General features: G+C 73.0%; 13 protein-coding genes and 1 pseudogene. 7 read left to right on the top strand and 7 right to left on the bottom strand.

Features of this window, described 5'->3' with window-relative positions; translation table 11 throughout:
- Window positions 1–31: 31 nt before the first annotated feature.
- Window positions 32–886, top strand: coding sequence for a universal stress protein (locus FED44_RS32130; RefSeq protein WP_138463017.1), 855 nt, complete (start codon window positions 32–34; stop codon window positions 884–886).
- A gap of 221 nt (window positions 887–1107) precedes the next feature.
- Here the strand turns inward: FED44_RS32130 and FED44_RS32125 are convergent, their stop codons facing one another.
- Window positions 1108–1545, bottom strand: coding sequence for an Hsp20/alpha crystallin family protein (locus FED44_RS32125; protein WP_117408266.1), 438 nt, complete (start codon window positions 1543–1545; stop codon window positions 1108–1110).
- A gap of 202 nt (window positions 1546–1747) precedes the next feature.
- Window positions 1748–2965: pseudogene (locus FED44_RS32120) on the bottom strand (RNA-guided endonuclease InsQ/TnpB family protein); the annotation flags it as partial.
- A gap of 146 nt (window positions 2966–3111) precedes the next feature.
- Between FED44_RS32120 and FED44_RS32115 the strand changes: the two are divergent.
- A complete protein-coding gene (locus FED44_RS32115; RefSeq protein ID WP_117408265.1) occupies window positions 3112–3510 on the top strand; it encodes a cupin domain-containing protein in 399 nt (132 codons plus the stop codon).
- 11 nt (window positions 3511–3521) lie between these two features.
- On the opposite strand, the gene FED44_RS36150 is transcribed toward FED44_RS32115, so the two are convergent.
- Both FED44_RS36150 and FED44_RS32105 read right to left on the bottom strand, forming a co-directional pair.
- The gene (locus FED44_RS36150; RefSeq protein ID WP_244302450.1) at window positions 3522–4064 is read right to left on the bottom strand and encodes a nucleoside/nucleotide kinase family protein; all 543 of its coding nucleotides are present in this window, start codon (window positions 4062–4064) and stop codon (window positions 3522–3524) included.
- A 50-nt stretch (window positions 4065–4114) separates the two neighbouring features.
- On the bottom strand, window positions 4115–4684 hold the full coding sequence (locus FED44_RS32105) for a TetR/AcrR family transcriptional regulator (protein ID WP_117408264.1): 570 nt from the start codon (window positions 4682–4684) through the stop codon (window positions 4115–4117).
- Window positions 4685–4788: 104 nt separating this feature from the next.
- Here FED44_RS32105 and FED44_RS32100 point away from each other — a divergent pair, with 104 nt between their 5' ends.
- Entirely contained in the window at window positions 4789–5715 is a 927-nt protein-coding gene (locus tag FED44_RS32100) for an NmrA family NAD(P)-binding protein (protein ID WP_138463015.1), read from the top strand.
- Between the two features lie 103 nt (window positions 5716–5818).
- Here FED44_RS32100 and FED44_RS32095 read toward each other — a convergent pair whose 3' ends face one another.
- Window positions 5819–6109: a hypothetical protein gene (locus FED44_RS32095; RefSeq protein WP_117408272.1), complete on the bottom strand. Its 291-nt coding sequence runs from the start codon at window positions 6107–6109 to the stop codon at window positions 5819–5821.
- Window positions 6110–6260: 151 nt separating this feature from the next.
- On the opposite strand from FED44_RS32095, the gene ppgK reads away from it, so the two are divergent.
- The 3 genes from ppgK (at window position 6261) to hrpA (ending at window position 12301) form a co-directional block, all read left to right on the top strand.
- Entirely contained in the window at window positions 6261–6998 is a 738-nt protein-coding gene (ppgK, locus tag FED44_RS32090) for a polyphosphate--glucose phosphotransferase (protein WP_117408262.1), read from the top strand.
- A 382-nt stretch (window positions 6999–7380) separates the two neighbouring features.
- On the top strand, window positions 7381–8031 hold the full coding sequence (locus tag FED44_RS38260; RefSeq protein WP_187406015.1) for a winged helix-turn-helix transcriptional regulator: 651 nt from the start codon (window positions 7381–7383) through the stop codon (window positions 8029–8031).
- A gap of 235 nt (window positions 8032–8266) precedes the next feature.
- A complete protein-coding gene (gene hrpA / locus FED44_RS32080) occupies window positions 8267–12301 on the top strand; it encodes an ATP-dependent RNA helicase HrpA (RefSeq protein ID WP_138463014.1) in 4035 nt (1344 codons plus the stop codon).
- Between the two features lie 111 nt (window positions 12302–12412).
- Here the strand turns inward: hrpA and FED44_RS32075 are convergent, their stop codons facing one another.
- Entirely contained in the window at window positions 12413–13945 is a 1533-nt protein-coding gene (locus FED44_RS32075) for a gamma-glutamyltransferase family protein (protein ID WP_138463013.1), read from the bottom strand.
- A gap of 66 nt (window positions 13946–14011) precedes the next feature.
- Here FED44_RS32075 and FED44_RS32070 point away from each other — a divergent pair, with 66 nt between their 5' ends.
- Entirely contained in the window at window positions 14012–14665 is a 654-nt protein-coding gene (locus FED44_RS32070; protein ID WP_138463012.1) for an HAD family hydrolase, read from the top strand.
- A gap of 94 nt (window positions 14666–14759) precedes the next feature.
- On the opposite strand, the gene FED44_RS32065 is transcribed toward FED44_RS32070, so the two are convergent.
- Entirely contained in the window at window positions 14760–15212 is a 453-nt protein-coding gene (locus FED44_RS32065) for a MarR family winged helix-turn-helix transcriptional regulator (protein WP_208759289.1), read from the bottom strand.
- Window positions 15213–15255 lie beyond the last annotated feature (43 nt).

Below are 15255 nucleotides of genomic sequence, written 5' to 3'. Positions count from 1 at the left end.
ACGAAGGGGGCCGGCCAAGGAAGGAGCGCCCATGCCCGGCGAGATCGTCGTCGGCACCGACGGCTCGCCCGCCGCGACGGCCGCCGTGCGGTGGGCCGCGGACGACGCCGCCCGCCGCGGCTGCCCGCTCCGCCTCGTCTCGGTCGTGGACCACTGGGCGTACGGGATACCGAGGTTCCCCACCTCGGGCGGTGACCCGCTGACCCGGCACGCCGAGCGGGCGCTCGCCGCCGCCGAGGCTGTGGTGCGCGAACACCGGCCGGACGTGCGGATCAGCGCGGAGATCGTCGAAGGCGTCCCCGCCCGCGCGCTGCGGGACAAGGGGGAGGAGGCCGTCGAGATCGTCCTCGGCAGCAGAGGGCTCGGCGGCTTCGCCGGCATCGTCGTCGGGTCGGTCGGCTTCCACGTCGCCGGGCACGCTCCCTGCCCGGTCGTCGTCGTACGGCCCGGGTGGTCCGGAGGCCGCGGCGAGATCGTCGTGGGGGTGGACGACTCGCCCGAGTGCGATCCGGCGCTGGCGTACGCCTTCGAGCAGGCGAGGCTGCACGGCTGCGGCCTGCGGGCGGTGCACGCGTGGCGGCTTCCCGCCCACCCGCTCGCCCCCGAGATCACCTATGACGTCGAGGAGGTGCGCGAGGCCCGCAGGCGCGTGGCGGCGGAGAAACTGGCGGGCCCGCGCCGCGGGTATCCGGAGGTGGCGGTGCACGAGGAGGTCGTCTACGGCCACCCCGTCGACGCGCTCATCCAGGCGTCACGCGTCGCCGACCTGCTCGTGGTCGGCTCGCGCGGCCGGGGAGCGCTGGGGTCGGTGATGCTCGGCTCGGTCAGCCGGGGCGTCCTGAACCACGCCGGCTGTCCCGTCGCCGTCGTTCGGCCGGCCTGCTGAGCCGTCTCCCTTCCGTTCCGGACGCGCGGGTGACGGTCCGGGCGTGTGACGGAAAGGCCCGGCATGTGACGGCCTGGCAGGTGGCCCTGACGGCCTGGGCAGGTGGCCAGGCCGGTCGGCCCGCCCGGTCGGGCGGGCCGTGGTGCGAGCCGTGGTGGGCCCTGGCCGGCTCTGGCGGGCCCTGGCGGGCTCTGGGGGCGGCGCCGGTACTCCCGGGCGCGTCAGTCCTGCTGCCGCTGTCCCTCCGGCCGCTCGATCGGGATGCGCCTGCGCTCCTCCCGCTCCTCGGCGAGCCGTACGCTCACCTCCAGGATGCCCTGGTCATAGGTGGCCTTCACGTCGTTCTCGTCCACGTTCGGGGGCAGCACGACGGACCGGGTGAAGGTCCCGTACCGGAACTCGGTGCGGTGCCCCTGCCGCTCCTCGTGGCGCCGTTCGGCGTGGATGGTCAGGACCCCGTTCGACACACTGATCTCGACGTCCTTCTCCGGGTCGATGCCGGGCAGTTCCGCCCGCAGCACGTACCGGCCGTTCCTGACGTAGTCCTCCAGCCGCATCTGCTGGCCGGCCATCGGCCTCATCGCGGCCAGCGGCGCCTCCAGCAGGTCGAACAGGTCGGGCACGAGGCCCCGGGACTCCCGCCGCATCGGAACGCTCATGGCTGTCACCTCCGTCCGGCAGAACTCATCAGAAGAGACGTACCCGGCATAAACCGGGCAAATCGCCATAGCTGGGCCGCCGCCGCGTGATGCAGGATGCGGAGACGGGTGCGGGCGGCGCCGGAACGACCCGACCGGCCCGCGGCCGCGGTGAAGGGAGTGCGCGTTGACATTTCCCTCCCTGAAGGGACGGGATTCCGACCGTCGCCGGTCGGGTTTCCTGCTTCACCGCCGGTCGCCTCGTCCGAGAGGACTCTCGTTGAGGTCTTACACCAGCTCCACAGGCGTTTCACCTCTCCGCCAGCCCAGCGGCGAGGACATTCTTCGCGGCGTTGACGTCCCGGTCATGGACCGCGCCGCAGGCGCACTCCCAGACCCGGACATCCAGCGGCATCGACTTCTGCAGTGCCCCGCAGACCGAGCACAGCTTGGAGGAGGGGAACCACCGGTCGATCACGACCAGTTCCCGCCCGTACCACCTGGCTTTGTACTCCAGCATCGACCGCAGCTCCCGCCAGCCCGCATCGGAGATGGCGCGGGCCAGCGAGTGATTCTTGACCATGGCGCGGACGGCCAGGTCCTCGATCACGACCGTTTGGTTCTCACGGACGAGCCGAGTCGACAACTTGTGCAGGAAGTCCCGGCGCCGGTCACTGACGCGGGCATGGGCGCGGGCGACCTTGAGCCGAGCCCTGGCCCGGTTCGCGCTGCCCGCCGCCTTGCGCGCCAGCGAGCGCTGGGCCTTGGCCAGCCTGCGCCGGTCGGTGCGCTCATGCCGGGGGTTGGCGACCCTGCCGTCCTGGTCGGTGAGATTGTCGATCAGGCGGGACAGGGCCACCAGGCTGGTGATCCCCGCGTCCACCCCGACCACGTCCCCGCTGGGGTCGAGGGGGTGGATCGTCTCCTCCACCAGGAGGGACACGAACCACCGCCCGGCCGCGTCCGTGCTCACGGTCACCGTGGACGGCTCCGCCCCCTGCGGGAGCGGACGCGACCACACGATGTCCAGCGGGCCATCCATCTTTGCCAGCGTGAGCTGTCCGTCGCGGTAGCGGAACGCCGAGCGGGTGTACTCGGCCGACGCCCGCGACTTCTTGCGGGACTTGAAGGTGGGGTACCTGGCCCGTTTGGCGAAGAAGTTCGCGAAGGCGGCCTGCAGGTGCCGCAGGGCCTGCTGCAACGGCACACTGGACACCCCGTTGAGGAACGCCAGCTCCTCCTCGCGCTTCCACGCCGTCAGCAAGGCCGAGGCCTCCGCGTAGGACACGCGGCGGCCTTCCAGGGCATAGGCGCGGGTGCGTTCTTCAAGGGCCTTGTTGTAGACCAGGCGCACGCACCCGAACGTCCGGGCAAGCTCGCACGCCTGCTCGGGAGTCGGGTAGAAGCGGTACTTGTAGGCCCGCTTCACGATCTGCGCCACGCCTCACATCATGCACGCTCGGTCGAGCATCGCGCAGTTGTTCGACACGGCGGTTCGCCTGGCGGCGGACCGCCTGCCATGCCCTGCTCCGCAGGCAGTCCGATTCCTCCCCCGCCTGAAGGCGGGGGTTTCCATGGAGGATCTTGATGAGGTTCGTACGCGAGAGTGACATGAAGGCCACCCGGCCAGGGCCGGACAGGTTCACCGACGGCGTGTGGGAGGCGGAGGCGCTGGAGGGGGTGCGGCCGGACGGCCTGCGTGCCCAGCGTTTCTCCTACGAACCGCAGGCCCGCTCGGGCTGGCACACCCACGAGGGGGAGCAGGCGCTGTACGTGGTGTCGGGACGCGGGGTGGTGGTGCGCTGGGGCGAGACCGGGGGCACGCCCATCGGGCCGGGCGACTGGGTCCACGTGGAGCCGGGCGAGAAGCACTGGCACGGCGCGGCCGCCGACGACACGCTGGTGCACCTCGCCGTCACGGCGAGCGGCAAGACCCACTGGCACGGGCCGGTCAGCGACGAGGAGTACCGCGCCGGCCTGGGCTGATCGGCGGCGCCTCAGCCGGTGAGGACGACGAGGCCGGCCCGCGAACGCACGTCGTGGCGGGCGTAGTACCGCTCCTCCTGTTCGGCCCAGCGCCGCCAGTGGGGCGCGTACGTCTCGCCGTCACGGGCGAGCGCCCGCGCCCGGCGGACCTCCTCGCCGGCCTCCAGCCACACCAGCCCGCCGAGGTACGGCCCGGCCTCGCGGGCGCCGCAGCCCACGCCCTCGATCACGAGGGTGTCCGCCCCGGCGATCTCGTGCCATTCCGCGTACTCGCCACGTGCCCAGTCGTAGCGCCGCCAGCGTGCCGGGCGGCCGAGGCCGAGCGGTCTCAGCACCCACTCCATCAGGGCGTCCACCCCGGCCTGCAGGCCGTCCCAGCCGTCGTACAGGTCGTCCATGCGGACGACCGGCGCGACGAGCGCCGCGGCCACGGCGGCGGCCAGTGTCGACTTGCCCGCACCCGAGCGTCCCTCGACGGCCAGGACGCGGGTGCCGCCCGCGCGGGCGGGCCGCATGCGCAGCCAGCGCGCGACGGCGGCGGGGTCCGGTGTCACGCGCGCCGAGCCAGGCGAAGCCGCCGGAGTCCGGGCGGCACTCCCTCCGCTCACCGCCGGCTGGGGCTGACTCCCGCCACGGCCAGGCCGAGCAGCCGGTCCGCCTCGGCGGCGGCGTCCGGACGGTGCTCCGTGGCCAGGGCGATGCCGGTGATCAGGGTGAGCAGGTCGGCGATGGTCACACCCGGCGCCAGCGCGCCGTCGTCCGCGGCGCGGCGCACCAGTGGCTCGCCCGCCTCCGTGAGCTGCGCCGAGCAGCAGTACTCGTGCGCCGCGCCGGCGTCGATCGCGGGGTCGAGGGTCAGCGCGGTGGCCAGCCCCCGGATGGTCGCGGCGTCCGCGACGACGGCGCTCAGCCACTCCAGCAGCGCGGCCCGGGTGTCGGACCCGCCGGTCAGCTCGCGGGCGCGGGCGCACAGGGTCTCGACCCGTTCGCGGAAGACCGCCTCCAGCAGGGCGTGACGGCTGGGAAAGTGCCGGCGCAACGTGGCGGACCCGACCCCCGCGACGCGCGCGATCTGCTCCAGGGAGGCGTCGGGACCGTGCGCGGCGATCTCCTCCTTGGCCACGGCGAGCAGGAGGCCGTAGTTGCGCCGGGCGTCCGCACGCTGGGCGGGCATCGCGTCACCTCACGGTTGCTAACTGGCGGGGTCCGCCGTATCTTACCGAAGCATAAACGGCGGGGCCCGCCGTTTAGCGACCGCCCACCTGTAGGAGGGGTCTCATGTCCACCGATTCCGCACCCGTTCTGGTCACCGGCGCCACCGGACGGCAGGGCGGCGCCACCGCCCGCGCCCTGCTCGCGAACGGCGTCCCCGTCCGGGCGCTGGTCCGCGACCCCACGTCCGCCCGGGCGAGGGCGGTCGAGGAGCTCGGCGCCGAACTGGTCACCGGCGACCTCAATGACCGCGACTCCGTGGTCAGGGCCGCGAGGGGGGCCCGGGGCGTCTTCTCGGTGCAGATGCCCCCGATCAAGGGAGACGCCTACGACTTCGAGGGCGAGGTGGCCCAGGCCGTCAACCTGGTCGAGGGCGCCCTGGCCGCGGGCGTGCCGCAGTTCGTGCACACATCCGTCACGGGCGCGGGGCGGCACACCGAGGCCCCCGGCTGGGCCGAAGGCCGCTGGGCGTCCATAGAGCCCGCCCTCTCCGCCAAGGCCGAGGCTCAGGACCGGGTACGGAAGGCGGGCTTCACGCGCTGGACGATCATCAAGCCGGGGTTCTTCATGGAGAACTTCCTGCCGTCGACGGCCTACCTGCTTCCCCGCGGTGTCGAGGGCGGGATCGTGACCGTGCTGCGGCCCGGCACCCGGCTCTCCCTCGTCGCGGCCGGCGACATCGGCGCGGCGGCCGCCGCGGCCTTCGCCGCACCGGAGCGGTTCCACGAGGTCGAGCTGGAGCTGGCCGGCGATTACCTCTCGATGACGGAGATCGCCGGGGTTCTCTCCCGCGTCCTGGGCAGGGAGCTGGCCGCGCCCGACATGACCATGGAGGAGGCGATCGCCGCCGGAATGCCGGGCGCGGGCGTCACCTCACACGAGTACATCGACACGGTCGGCCAGCCCGCCCGCCCGGAGTACGCACGGGCATTCGGCATCCCGCTCACGACCTTCGAGGAATGGGCGCGGGCGCACTTCCGGGCCGAGGCCTGACGGGCCCTTCGCCGGACACGGCCCGGGGCAGGCGCGTGGTGAGCACGGGCGAGGCGGCCCGGAGGGGCCGTCCGGTCCCTCCGGGCCGCACGCGGAGCGCCCGCTAGACGCCCGCGCGGGTGGGGCGGCGGATGTCGCTGCTCTGCTCCTGCCACTCGGGGGTCTCGCGCCCCTTCTCCTCGGACATCTCCTCAAGCTGCAGGGCGATGCCCATCGCGAAGAAGGTCGGGGCCCACTCGCCGACGAACAGCGCCCAGCGGTCCGCGCGTTCGATGCCCGCCTGCTCGTATTTGTTCGAGATGATCCAGGAGGCGATCGACATGCCGATCGACCCGAACGCCGCGCCGTACATCATGTTGGAGCGGAGCCCTATTTTGTGAAGCGTCTTGATCATGGTGTCCCCCTTGTGGTGATTTGCCCCCATTTGTGGGCTACCCGGCCTCTTCTGACGTAACCCGCCGCGCCCGTGAAGGCGTGCGATACTCGCGACCGCGCATGAGGACAGGCCTGCGGGGTAGCCGTGAAGCCGGACCGGGAGGGAAGTCATGGAAGTTCTGGGCATCGACATCGGCGGCTCGGGGATCAAGGGCGCCACCGTGGACACGCTCACCGGGACGCTCACCCGTGAGCGCCTGCGCGTCCCGACGCCGCGTCCCTCCTCGCCGGGGGCCGTCGCCGCGGCCGTGCAGGCGATCGTGGACCACTTCTCCTGGACCGGCCCGATCGGCGTCACCTTCCCCGGAGTGGTCCTCGACGGCGTCATCCGTACAGCCGCCAACGTCGACAAGTCGTGGATCGGAGTGAAGGGCGCCGACCTGTTCGGCGACCAGTCGGTCGTCCTCAACGACGCCGACGCGGCCGGGGTCGCCGAGATGACGTTCGGCGCGGGGCGGGGCAGGCCCGGGGTGGTCCTGATGCTGACCTTCGGCACCGGCATCGGCAGCGCGCTGTTCGTGGACGGACATCTGGTGCCCAACACCGAGTTCGGCCATGTCGAGATCCGCGGCAAGGAGGCCGAGCACCGCGCCTCCGACCGGGTGCGCGAGGAGGAGGACCTGGACTGGGACGACTGGGCCGAGCGCGTCGAGGAGTACCTCGCGCACATGCGCGACCTGCTGTCTCCCACCCTGATCGTCGTCGGCGGAGGCGTGAGCAAGAAGGCGGAGAAGTTCCTGCCGCACGTCCACCTGGGGGACACCCCCGTGGTGCCGGCGGAGCTGCGGAACGAGGCCGGGATCATCGGCGCCGCGATGGCCGCGGCGGGCGCCGCGCGCCTGCCCTGAGTCCGCCTGCCCTGTACTGGCGTGCCCTCGGTACGCCAGTGCTGCGCTGGCGTGTCCTGGGTCTGCCTGCACCGAGCTGCCTGCGCGGTGCAGGCCTGTGGTGTGCTGGCCTGCCCTGGGTCCGCCTGCCTCGGGCGATAGATCTCCCTTATTCCTACCTGGACAGCGGGTAATTTCGCTGTCATGATTGACTCATGAACTCCTCGGGCGGGCTGACCCAACGCCGGCACATCGACCTGCTGCGCGTCTGCGCCGCCGCCTGTTGACCACCTGTCGACGACCCGCCGGCGACCGTGGTCACCACCATTCCGTAAGACAGGCATCCCGTACGCGACAGGCCCGTGCACGACAGGCCCTCTTGCGACAGGCGAGGAGAAGCGACATGTCCCACCAGAATGTGATCGATTCCGGCGTACGGGGGTACGAGCACGGCCACGAGCCCCCGGACCCCGGGCAGGGATCGGTGCTCGGCGTGCTTCCCGTGCCGGGCACCGGGGCCGCGCTGATGATCGTGGGCTATCTCGTGCCCGCCGACACGTCCCTGGACGTACCGGCCCGGACGCCCCGTCCGGCCGCCGGGGAGGCGAGCGACGCGGTGGGCAGGACGGCCAGGGCGGCCGTCGAGTTCGCCGGGTCCGCCATCGCGGGCGGACCGCCGTCCGCCGCCACCGCCGAGACGCCGGCCACGCGGGAGCGGGCGCCCGGACCGGCGTGGCACGAGTTCTCCGCCGTGTCCCTCCCGGAGGAGGACCTGGTTCTGGACCGGACCGCGCGGGTGGTCCGCAGCGGCGGCGAGGAGATCGAGCTCACCTACCGGGAGTTCGAGCTTCTCGACTACCTCACCTCGGCGCCGGGCCGGGTCTACAACCGCCGCCAGCTCATGGCGGCCGTCTGGGACCGGTACGACGAGGAGGGCGGGCGCACGGTCGACGTGCACGTGCTCAGGCTGCGCCGCAAGCTCGGCAGGCACGCCGGACGTATCGTCACCGTCCGGAACGTGGGATACAAGTACCAGCCCCCGCGCCGCCACTGAGTCCCCCGCATCACCGAGGCCCCCCGTCACCGGCGCCGCGACGACCGGGCGCGGGCCCTGACCGGCCCGTGAGCCCACTATGGACTCAGCGTGAGCCCGCTGTGAATCCACCGTGGCCGACCGTGGCGGGGGTGCCCGGCCGGCCCTCGGCGGCCTCCTTCGGCGGGCCGCCCGCCGCGCGGTTCGAAAACGGCTGGCAGATCGGCCGGGTGCGTTGCCTATCCTTGAGCCTGGAATGAACACGCTCGCCGATCTCCAGGGCCGTATCCCCGATCTGATGCTGCGCGACCAGCGCAGGCTGCGCCGCCGTATCGACGGCATGCGCCGGGTCCGCGACCGCGCCTCCCGCCAGTCCGTCGTCCAGGAGATCGCGGGGGACGTGGAGGCCGCCGAACGCCGCGTGGCCGAGCGCCGTGCGGCCGTGCCGGTCATCAGCTATCCCCCCGATCTCCCGGTCAGCCGGCACAAGGACGACCTGCTCGCGGCCATCAGGGACCACCAGGTCGTGATCGTGGCCGGGGAGACCGGCTCGGGCAAGACCACCCAGATCCCCAAGATCTGCCTGGAGCTGGGCCGGGGCGTCCACGGGGTCATCGGGCACACCCAGCCCCGCCGCATCGCCGCCCGCACGGTCGCCGAGCGCATCGCCGAGGAGCTGTCGATCGACCTCGGATCGGCGGTCGGCTACAAGGTCCGCTTCACCGACCACTCCAGCGACGGAACGCTCGTCAAGCTGATGACCGACGGCATCCTGCTCGCGGAGATGCAGACCGACCCGCTCCTGCTGCAGTACGACACGCTGATCATCGACGAGGCGCACGAACGCAGCCTCAACATCGACTTCATCCTCGGCTATATCCGCCAGCTCCTTCCCCGGCGGCCCGATCTCAAGGTCGTCATCACCTCCGCGACCATCGACCCCGAGCGGTTCGCCCGGCACTTCGCCGCCCCGGGCGGCGACCCGGCGCCGATCGTCGAGGTGTCCGGCCGGACCTACCCCGTCGAGGTGCGCTACCGCCCGATCGACGAGGACGACGACCAGACCCAGGCCATCGTGGACGCGGTGGACGAGCTGTGCGCCGAGGGGCCGGGCGACATCCTGGTCTTCCTCAGCGGCGAGCGGGAGATCCGCGACACCGCCGACGCGCTCAAGGGACGCCCGGAGGAGGTCCTCCCGCTGTACGCGCGGCTGACGGCCGCCGAGCAGCACCGGGTGTTCCAGTCCCATCGCGGCCGCCGGATCGTGCTGGCCACCAACGTGGCCGAGACGTCGCTGACCGTGCCGGGCATCAAGTACGTGGTGGACCCCGGCACGGCGCGGATCTCCCGGTACAGCCACCGGCTGAAGGTGCAGCGGCTGCCGATCGAGCCGGTCTCGCAGGCCTCGGCCAACCAGCGCAAGGGCCGCTGCGGCCGTACGTCCGACGGCGTCTGCATCCGCCTCTACTCGGAGGAGGACTTCCTCTCCCGCCCCGAGTTCACCGACCCGGAGATCCTCCGTACGAACCTGGCGAGCGTCATCCTGCAGATGACCTCGCTGGGCCTGGGCGACATCGCGGCGTTCCCGTTCGTGGAGCCGCCGGACAGCCGCCAGATCAGGGACGGCGTCAACCTGCTGGTCGAGCTCGGCGCCCTCGCCGACCGGAGCGCCGACCGAAGCGCGGACCGGAGCGCCGAGCAGGACGGCGACCGGAGCGCCGAGCGAAGTGGAGACCGGGGCGCCGAGAGGGCCGGAGGCCGGGGCGGACGGGGTCCGGGGCGGGAGACGCGGCAGGGGCCGCAGCTCACTCCGGTGGGACGCAGGCTCGCCCAGCTGCCGGTCGACCCCCGGCTGGCCCGGATGGTGCTGGAGGCGGAGAAGAACGGCTGCGCCCGCGAAGTGATGATCATCGCGGCCGCGCTGTCCATCCAGGACCCGCGCGAACGCCCGGCCGACAAGCAGCAGGCGGCCGACGAGAAGCACCGCCGCTTCGCGGACAAGGAATCCGACTTCCTGACCTACCTGAACCTCTGGAACTACCTGCGCGAGCGGCAGAAAGAGCTGTCGTCGGGTGCCTTCCGGCGGTTGTGCAAGGCCGAGTTCCTCAACTACCTGCGCGTACGGGAGTGGCAGGACATCGACAGCCAGCTCCGCCAGGTGGCGCGGACGCTGAACGTCGTGCCCAACAGCGCGCCCGCCGATCCCCGGCGCGTGCACGAGTCGCTGCTGGCCGGTCTGCTGTCGCACATCGGCGTCAAGGACGTCGAGGCCAAGCGCAGGCAGGACGGCCCGCGCCGTCCGCTCACCGAGTACATCGGCGCCCGCAACGCCCGTTTCGCCATCTTCCCCGGCTCGGCCCTGGCCAAGACGCAGCCGCAGTGGGTCATGTCGGCCGAGCTGGTCGAGACCTCCCGGCTGTGGGCCCGGGTCAACGCCAAGATCGAGCCTGAGTGGATCGAGCCGCTCGCCCAGCACCTCGTCAAGCGCACCTACAGCGAGCCGCACTGGGAGAAGGACCAGGCCGCCGTCGTCGCGCTGGAGAAGGTCACGCTGTACGGCGTGCCGATCGTGACCGAGCGGAAGGTCAACTACGGCCGCATCGACCCCGAGCTCAGCCGTGAGCTGTTCATCCGGCACGCGCTGGTCGAGGGCGACTGGCGGACCCACCACAGGTTCTTCCACGACAACCGCAAGCTGCTCGACGAGGTCGGGCAACTGGAGGAGAAGGCCCGCCGCCGCGACATCCTCGTCGACGACGAGACGCTGTTCGACTTCTACGACCAGCGGATCCCCGCCGAGGTGGTCTCGGGCCGGCACTTCGACAGCTGGTGGAAGAAGGCGTCCCGCGAGACGCCCGACCTGCTGACGTTCACCCAGGAGATGCTGGTCAACGACAGCGCCGGGGTCAGCGCCCGCGACTACCCCGACGCCTGGCGGCAGAACGGCCAGCGGATGCGGCTCACCTACCGGTTCGAGCCCGGCGCGCCGGAGACGGGGGAGGCGGACGGCGTGACCGTCCACATCCCGCTCGCCGTGCTCAACCAGGTGGAGCCGGAGGGCTTCGACTGGCAGATCCCGGGTCTGCGGGAGGACCTCGTCACCGCCCTCATCAGGTCGCTGCCGAAGCACCTGCGCCGCAACTTCGTGCCCGCCCCCAACTACGCCAAGGCCGTGCTGGAACGCGTACGGGCGGGCGGCGAGCCCATCCTCGGCGCGCTGGAGCGCGAGCTGCACGCGATGACCGGGGTGGCGATCCCGCGCGACGCCTGGGCGCTCGACCAGCTCCCCGCGCACCTGCGGATCACCTACCGGGTGATCGACGACCGCAGGCGCACGGTGGACGAGGACAAGGACCTGGAGGCCCTCAAGCGGCGGCTCGCCTCCAAGCTGCGCGCCACCCTGTCGAGGGCCGCCGACGACCTGGAGCGCGACGGCCTGCGGAGCTGGACGATCGGCACCCTGCCGAAGGTGTTCGAGCAGGGCAGGATGCGCGCGTACCCGGCCCTGGTGGACGAGGGCGGCAGCGTCGCGGTCCGGATGTTCGACACCGAGGCCGAGCGCGACCGGGCGATGTGGGCGGGCACCCGGCGGCTGGTGCTGCTCACCGTGGTCAGCCCGGCCAAGGCCATCCTGCGCGGGCTGACCACCGCGCAGAAGCTCGCCCTCAGCCGCAGCCCGCACGGCGGCGCCGCCGCCCTGTTCGACGACTGCACGGAGTGCGCGGCCGACCGGCTGATCGCCGAGGCGGGCGGGCCCGCGTGGGACGAGGCCGCCTTCGAGCGGCTGCGCGACCACGTGCGCGCCTCCCTGTTCGAGACGACGGAGGAGGTCGTCACCCGGGTGGAGCGTGTCCTCGCGGTGTGGCACACCGCGCAGACGCGGCTCGACGCGCTGGGCGGCGCCGTCGCCGACCTCGCCGCCGACGTCCGCGACCAGCTCGACGCGCTGGTCCACGCCGGGTTCGTCACCGAGACGGGGTACGACCGGCTGCCGGACGTGCTCCGCTACCTGCGCGCGGTCGAGCGGCGGCTGGACAAGCTCCCCGACGACCCCGGCCGCGACCGCGAGTGGATGCACCGGGTGCACGACGTCGAGGACGACTACCGCGACCTGCTCGACCGGCTGAAGCCCGCCGAGCGGGACGCCAAGGCCGTGCGGGACATCCGGTGGATGATCGAGGAACTGCGGGTGAGCTTCTTCGCCCAGCAGATCGGCACCCCGACACCGGTCTCGGAGAAGCGCATCCGCAAGGCCGTCGAGCAGGCCGAGTCCGCCGCCCGGGCCGGGTGACCCCGGATTCGGCCCCAGCGTCGGCGGCCCCGGCGGCGGATCTCGCGGCCCGGCTGCGGGGACACGGCGGCGGGGAGACGGGCCCGGCGGCGGGTTCTCCGCGGCGGGCTCTCAGCGGCCGAGCGCGGCGCCGATGAGGGCGCGGGGGTCGGCCGCCCCGGCGAGCGAGCCCGACGGGAGCAGGTCGATCAGGTGGGCGTGCCCGAAGTCCGTGCCGTACGCGGCCGTCCCGACCGGATGGCCGCGCTCGCGCAGGCCGTCCGCCCACGGCGCCCCCTCCTCGACCTCGACCCCCTGATCGGACCGCCAGGTGTCGAAGCCGGTGTCGCCGCCGCTCAGCCGCCACCGGGGGGCGCCGACGGCCTCTCCCGGCGTCTGCCCGTGCAGGAGGAGGCGGGTGACGATCTGCAGCAGGATCTGCGGCTGGGCGTCCCCGCCCATCGTGCCGAGGACCGCGCGCAGGGTCCCGTCCGGGCGGGTGACCAGCGCCGGGCACAGGGTGTGGGGCGGCCGGCGGCCCGGGCCGTACTCCGCGGGATGACCGGGCGTGAGCGAGAAGCCGATGCCGCGGTTGTGCAGGTTGATGCCGGTGCCCGGCTCGAAGAGCAGGCTGCCGAAGCCCGACGCGTTCGACTGGATCAGCGAGACGCCCATGCCGTCGCCGTCCACCGCGCACAGATACGTCGTGTCGCCGGACGCGGAGGGGGCGGCCGGCAGCGGCGAGCGGCGCGCCGGATCGACCAGGGCCCGCCGGGCGGCCGCCGTGTCCAGGGGCGCGACGGCCGTCTCGTGCAGCACGCCGAGGCGGTCGTGCCCGGCCGCCCTGGCCGACTCCACCAGCAGGTGCGCCCAGCGCGGCTCGGCCGGATCGGCGGGCGGGCCGAGCCCGGCGAGGATCTCCAGAGCGAGCAGCAGCAGGTAGCCCTGCGAGTTCGGCGGCGTCGTCCAGACGCGGTGCCCGAACACCTCGATCTCCAGCGGCTCCACCCAGTCGGCGTTCGGCCGGGCCAGGTCGTCCCCGGTGTACTCGCCGCCGCCCAGCGCCAGCAGCCCTTCGCCGAACTCGCCCTGGTAGAACGCTTCCCGGCCGCCTTCGGCGAGGGCGGCGAGCGCTCTGGCGACCCCGGGACGCCGGATCACGTCTCCGGGGCGCCGTACGGCCGCGAAGTCGCCCGCCCCGGCGAGCGTGCCGACGAAGTCGGCCGTCGGCCCCAGCAGCGGCGAGGCGGGGAAGCCGCCGGCCGCGTGGCGGATCGCCGGGGCCAGCAGGTCGGCGAGCGGCAGGCGGGCGTACCGCTCGTGCAGCGCCAGCCATCCGTCCGCGCAGCCCGGCACCGGGACCGACCGGATGTCGAACAGGTGCGGCATGCGGTCCCGGCCCTCCGCCCGCAGCCGGCCGGGGTCCGCGCCCGATCCCGCCCGTCCGGACGCGTTGAGCGCGGACACGGCGCCGTCGTGGACGAGCGCGAACAGGTCGCCGCCGAGACCGCACAGATGCGGGGCGGTGACCGCCAGCACGGCATTGGCGGCGATGGCGGCGTCCACCGCGTTGCCGCCCCGGTCGAGCATCGCGACACCGGCCGCCGAGGCCAGGTGGTCGGCCGTGCACACCATGCCGTTCAGGGCGTACCGCGTCTCACTCACGACCGGTGATCGTACGGCACGCGTAGAGTGGCTGCCGTCAATCAGGACGTAAGGGATGGGATGGTCATGGTCCGGGCGCTCGTGTTCGACGTGGGGGAGACGCTCATCGACGAGACCCGGATCTGGTCGCGGTGGGCCGACCGGCTGGGCGTGCCGCGCCTGACCTTCATGGGCGTCCTCGGCGGCATGGCGGCTCTCGACCGGAGCCACCGGGAGGCGTTCGAGCTGGTCAGGCCGGGCATCGACGTCGAGGCCGAGATCGAGGCCTGGCGGCGCGAGGACCCGGCCGGGCTGCGCGAGAACTTCGACGCCGACGACCTGTACCCCGACGTCCGGCCCGGCCTCGCGGCGCTGCGCGCGGCGGGCTACGACCTGGTCGTCGCGGGCAACCAGCCGCCCCAGGCCTACGACGCCCTGGTCGCGATGGACCTGCCGGTCGACGGCGTCCACACCTCCGCCGCCTGGAACGTGGAGAAGCCCGACCCGGCGTTCTTCGCCAAGGTCGCGGCCGTGTGCGGGCACGAGCCGGAGGAGATCCTCTACGTGGGCGACCGCCTCGACAACGACGTCCTCCCGGCCGCGGCGGCGGGGATGCGGACGGCCCTGCTGCGCCGGGGCCCCTGGGGCCACCTGCACGCCGCCCGCCCTGAGTCCGCCCGCGCCGACCTGGTCGTCGACGCCCTCACCGACCTCGTCCACCTGGTCCCCGCCCTCCGCTGAGCCGGAGCTTCCCGGCGCCTGGCCGGACGGAGGCCACGCCGGGACCGGTGGTCGTTCCGGCCTTCCCCGGCACAGCGAGCGCGGGAGGACATCGTCACTGGGGGCGTAGCCGGCGGGAGAGCAGGTCGCTCAGGGCGCCGGTCTCCCGGGCGAGCCGGTCGAGCGACGCCAGGAACTCCTCCGGGGCGTCGAGGAGGCCGAGCATTCCGGCGGCCACCTCGGCGCGGGCGGTGCGGCCCGCCTCGATCGCGGCCCGGCCGTACGGCGTGAGTTCGATCATCCGCGCCCGCTGGTCGCCGGGATCGGTCCGGCGCGCGACGTAACCGGCGCGTTCCATCTCGGCCGCCACCTTGGACGCGCCCTGGGGGGTCATGCCGAGCAGCCCGGCCAGGTCGGAGACCCGTACGGGCCCCTGGAGCAGGTGCTGGAACACGTACCCGTGCACCGTGCGCACCCGGTCGTGCCCGGCCGCGGCCATCCGGGCGCGCACCTCGGCGTCACAGGCCGCGCTGAGGGCGGCGAACAGCAGGGTCAGGTCGCTTGACACCACAGGAGGATGCTCTGATACTCAACCATGGTTTCGCAACCAA

The sequence above is a fragment of the Microbispora triticiradicis genome (assembly GCF_005864065.1).
GTDB lineage: Bacteria > Actinomycetota > Actinomycetes > Streptosporangiales > Streptosporangiaceae > Microbispora > Microbispora triticiradicis.
Note: the sequence above shows the minus strand (reverse complement) of the source record. Positions and strands in the feature narration are given on the sequence as shown.

Bases quoted from the DNA above. Each gene is read 5' to 3' on its own strand.
- FED44_RS32130 (WP_138463017.1), top strand. From the start codon at position 32: ATGCCCGGCGAGATCGTCGTCGGCACCGACGGCTCGCCCGCCGCGACG.
- ppgK (WP_117408262.1), top strand. From the start codon at position 6,261: ATGGAAGTTCTGGGCATCGACATCGGCGGCTCGGGGATCAAGGGCGCC.
- FED44_RS32125 (WP_117408266.1), bottom strand. From the start codon at position 1,545: ATGAGCGTTCCGATGCGGCGGGAGTCCCGGGGCCTCGTGCCCGACCTG.
- FED44_RS32095 (WP_117408272.1), bottom strand. From the start codon at position 6,109: ATGATCAAGACGCTTCACAAAATAGGGCTCCGCTCCAACATGATGTAC.
- FED44_RS32100 (WP_138463015.1), top strand. From the start codon at position 4,789: ATGTCCACCGATTCCGCACCCGTTCTGGTCACCGGCGCCACCGGACGG.
- FED44_RS32070 (WP_138463012.1), top strand. From the start codon at position 14,012: ATGGTCCGGGCGCTCGTGTTCGACGTGGGGGAGACGCTCATCGACGAG.
- FED44_RS32105 (WP_117408264.1), bottom strand. From the start codon at position 4,684: ATGCCCGCCCAGCGTGCGGACGCCCGGCGCAACTACGGCCTCCTGCTC.
- FED44_RS32115 (WP_117408265.1), top strand. From the start codon at position 3,112: ATGAGGTTCGTACGCGAGAGTGACATGAAGGCCACCCGGCCAGGGCCG.
- FED44_RS38260 (WP_187406015.1), top strand. From the start codon at position 7,381: ATGTCCCACCAGAATGTGATCGATTCCGGCGTACGGGGGTACGAGCAC.
- hrpA (WP_138463014.1), top strand. From the start codon at position 8,267: ATGAACACGCTCGCCGATCTCCAGGGCCGTATCCCCGATCTGATGCTG.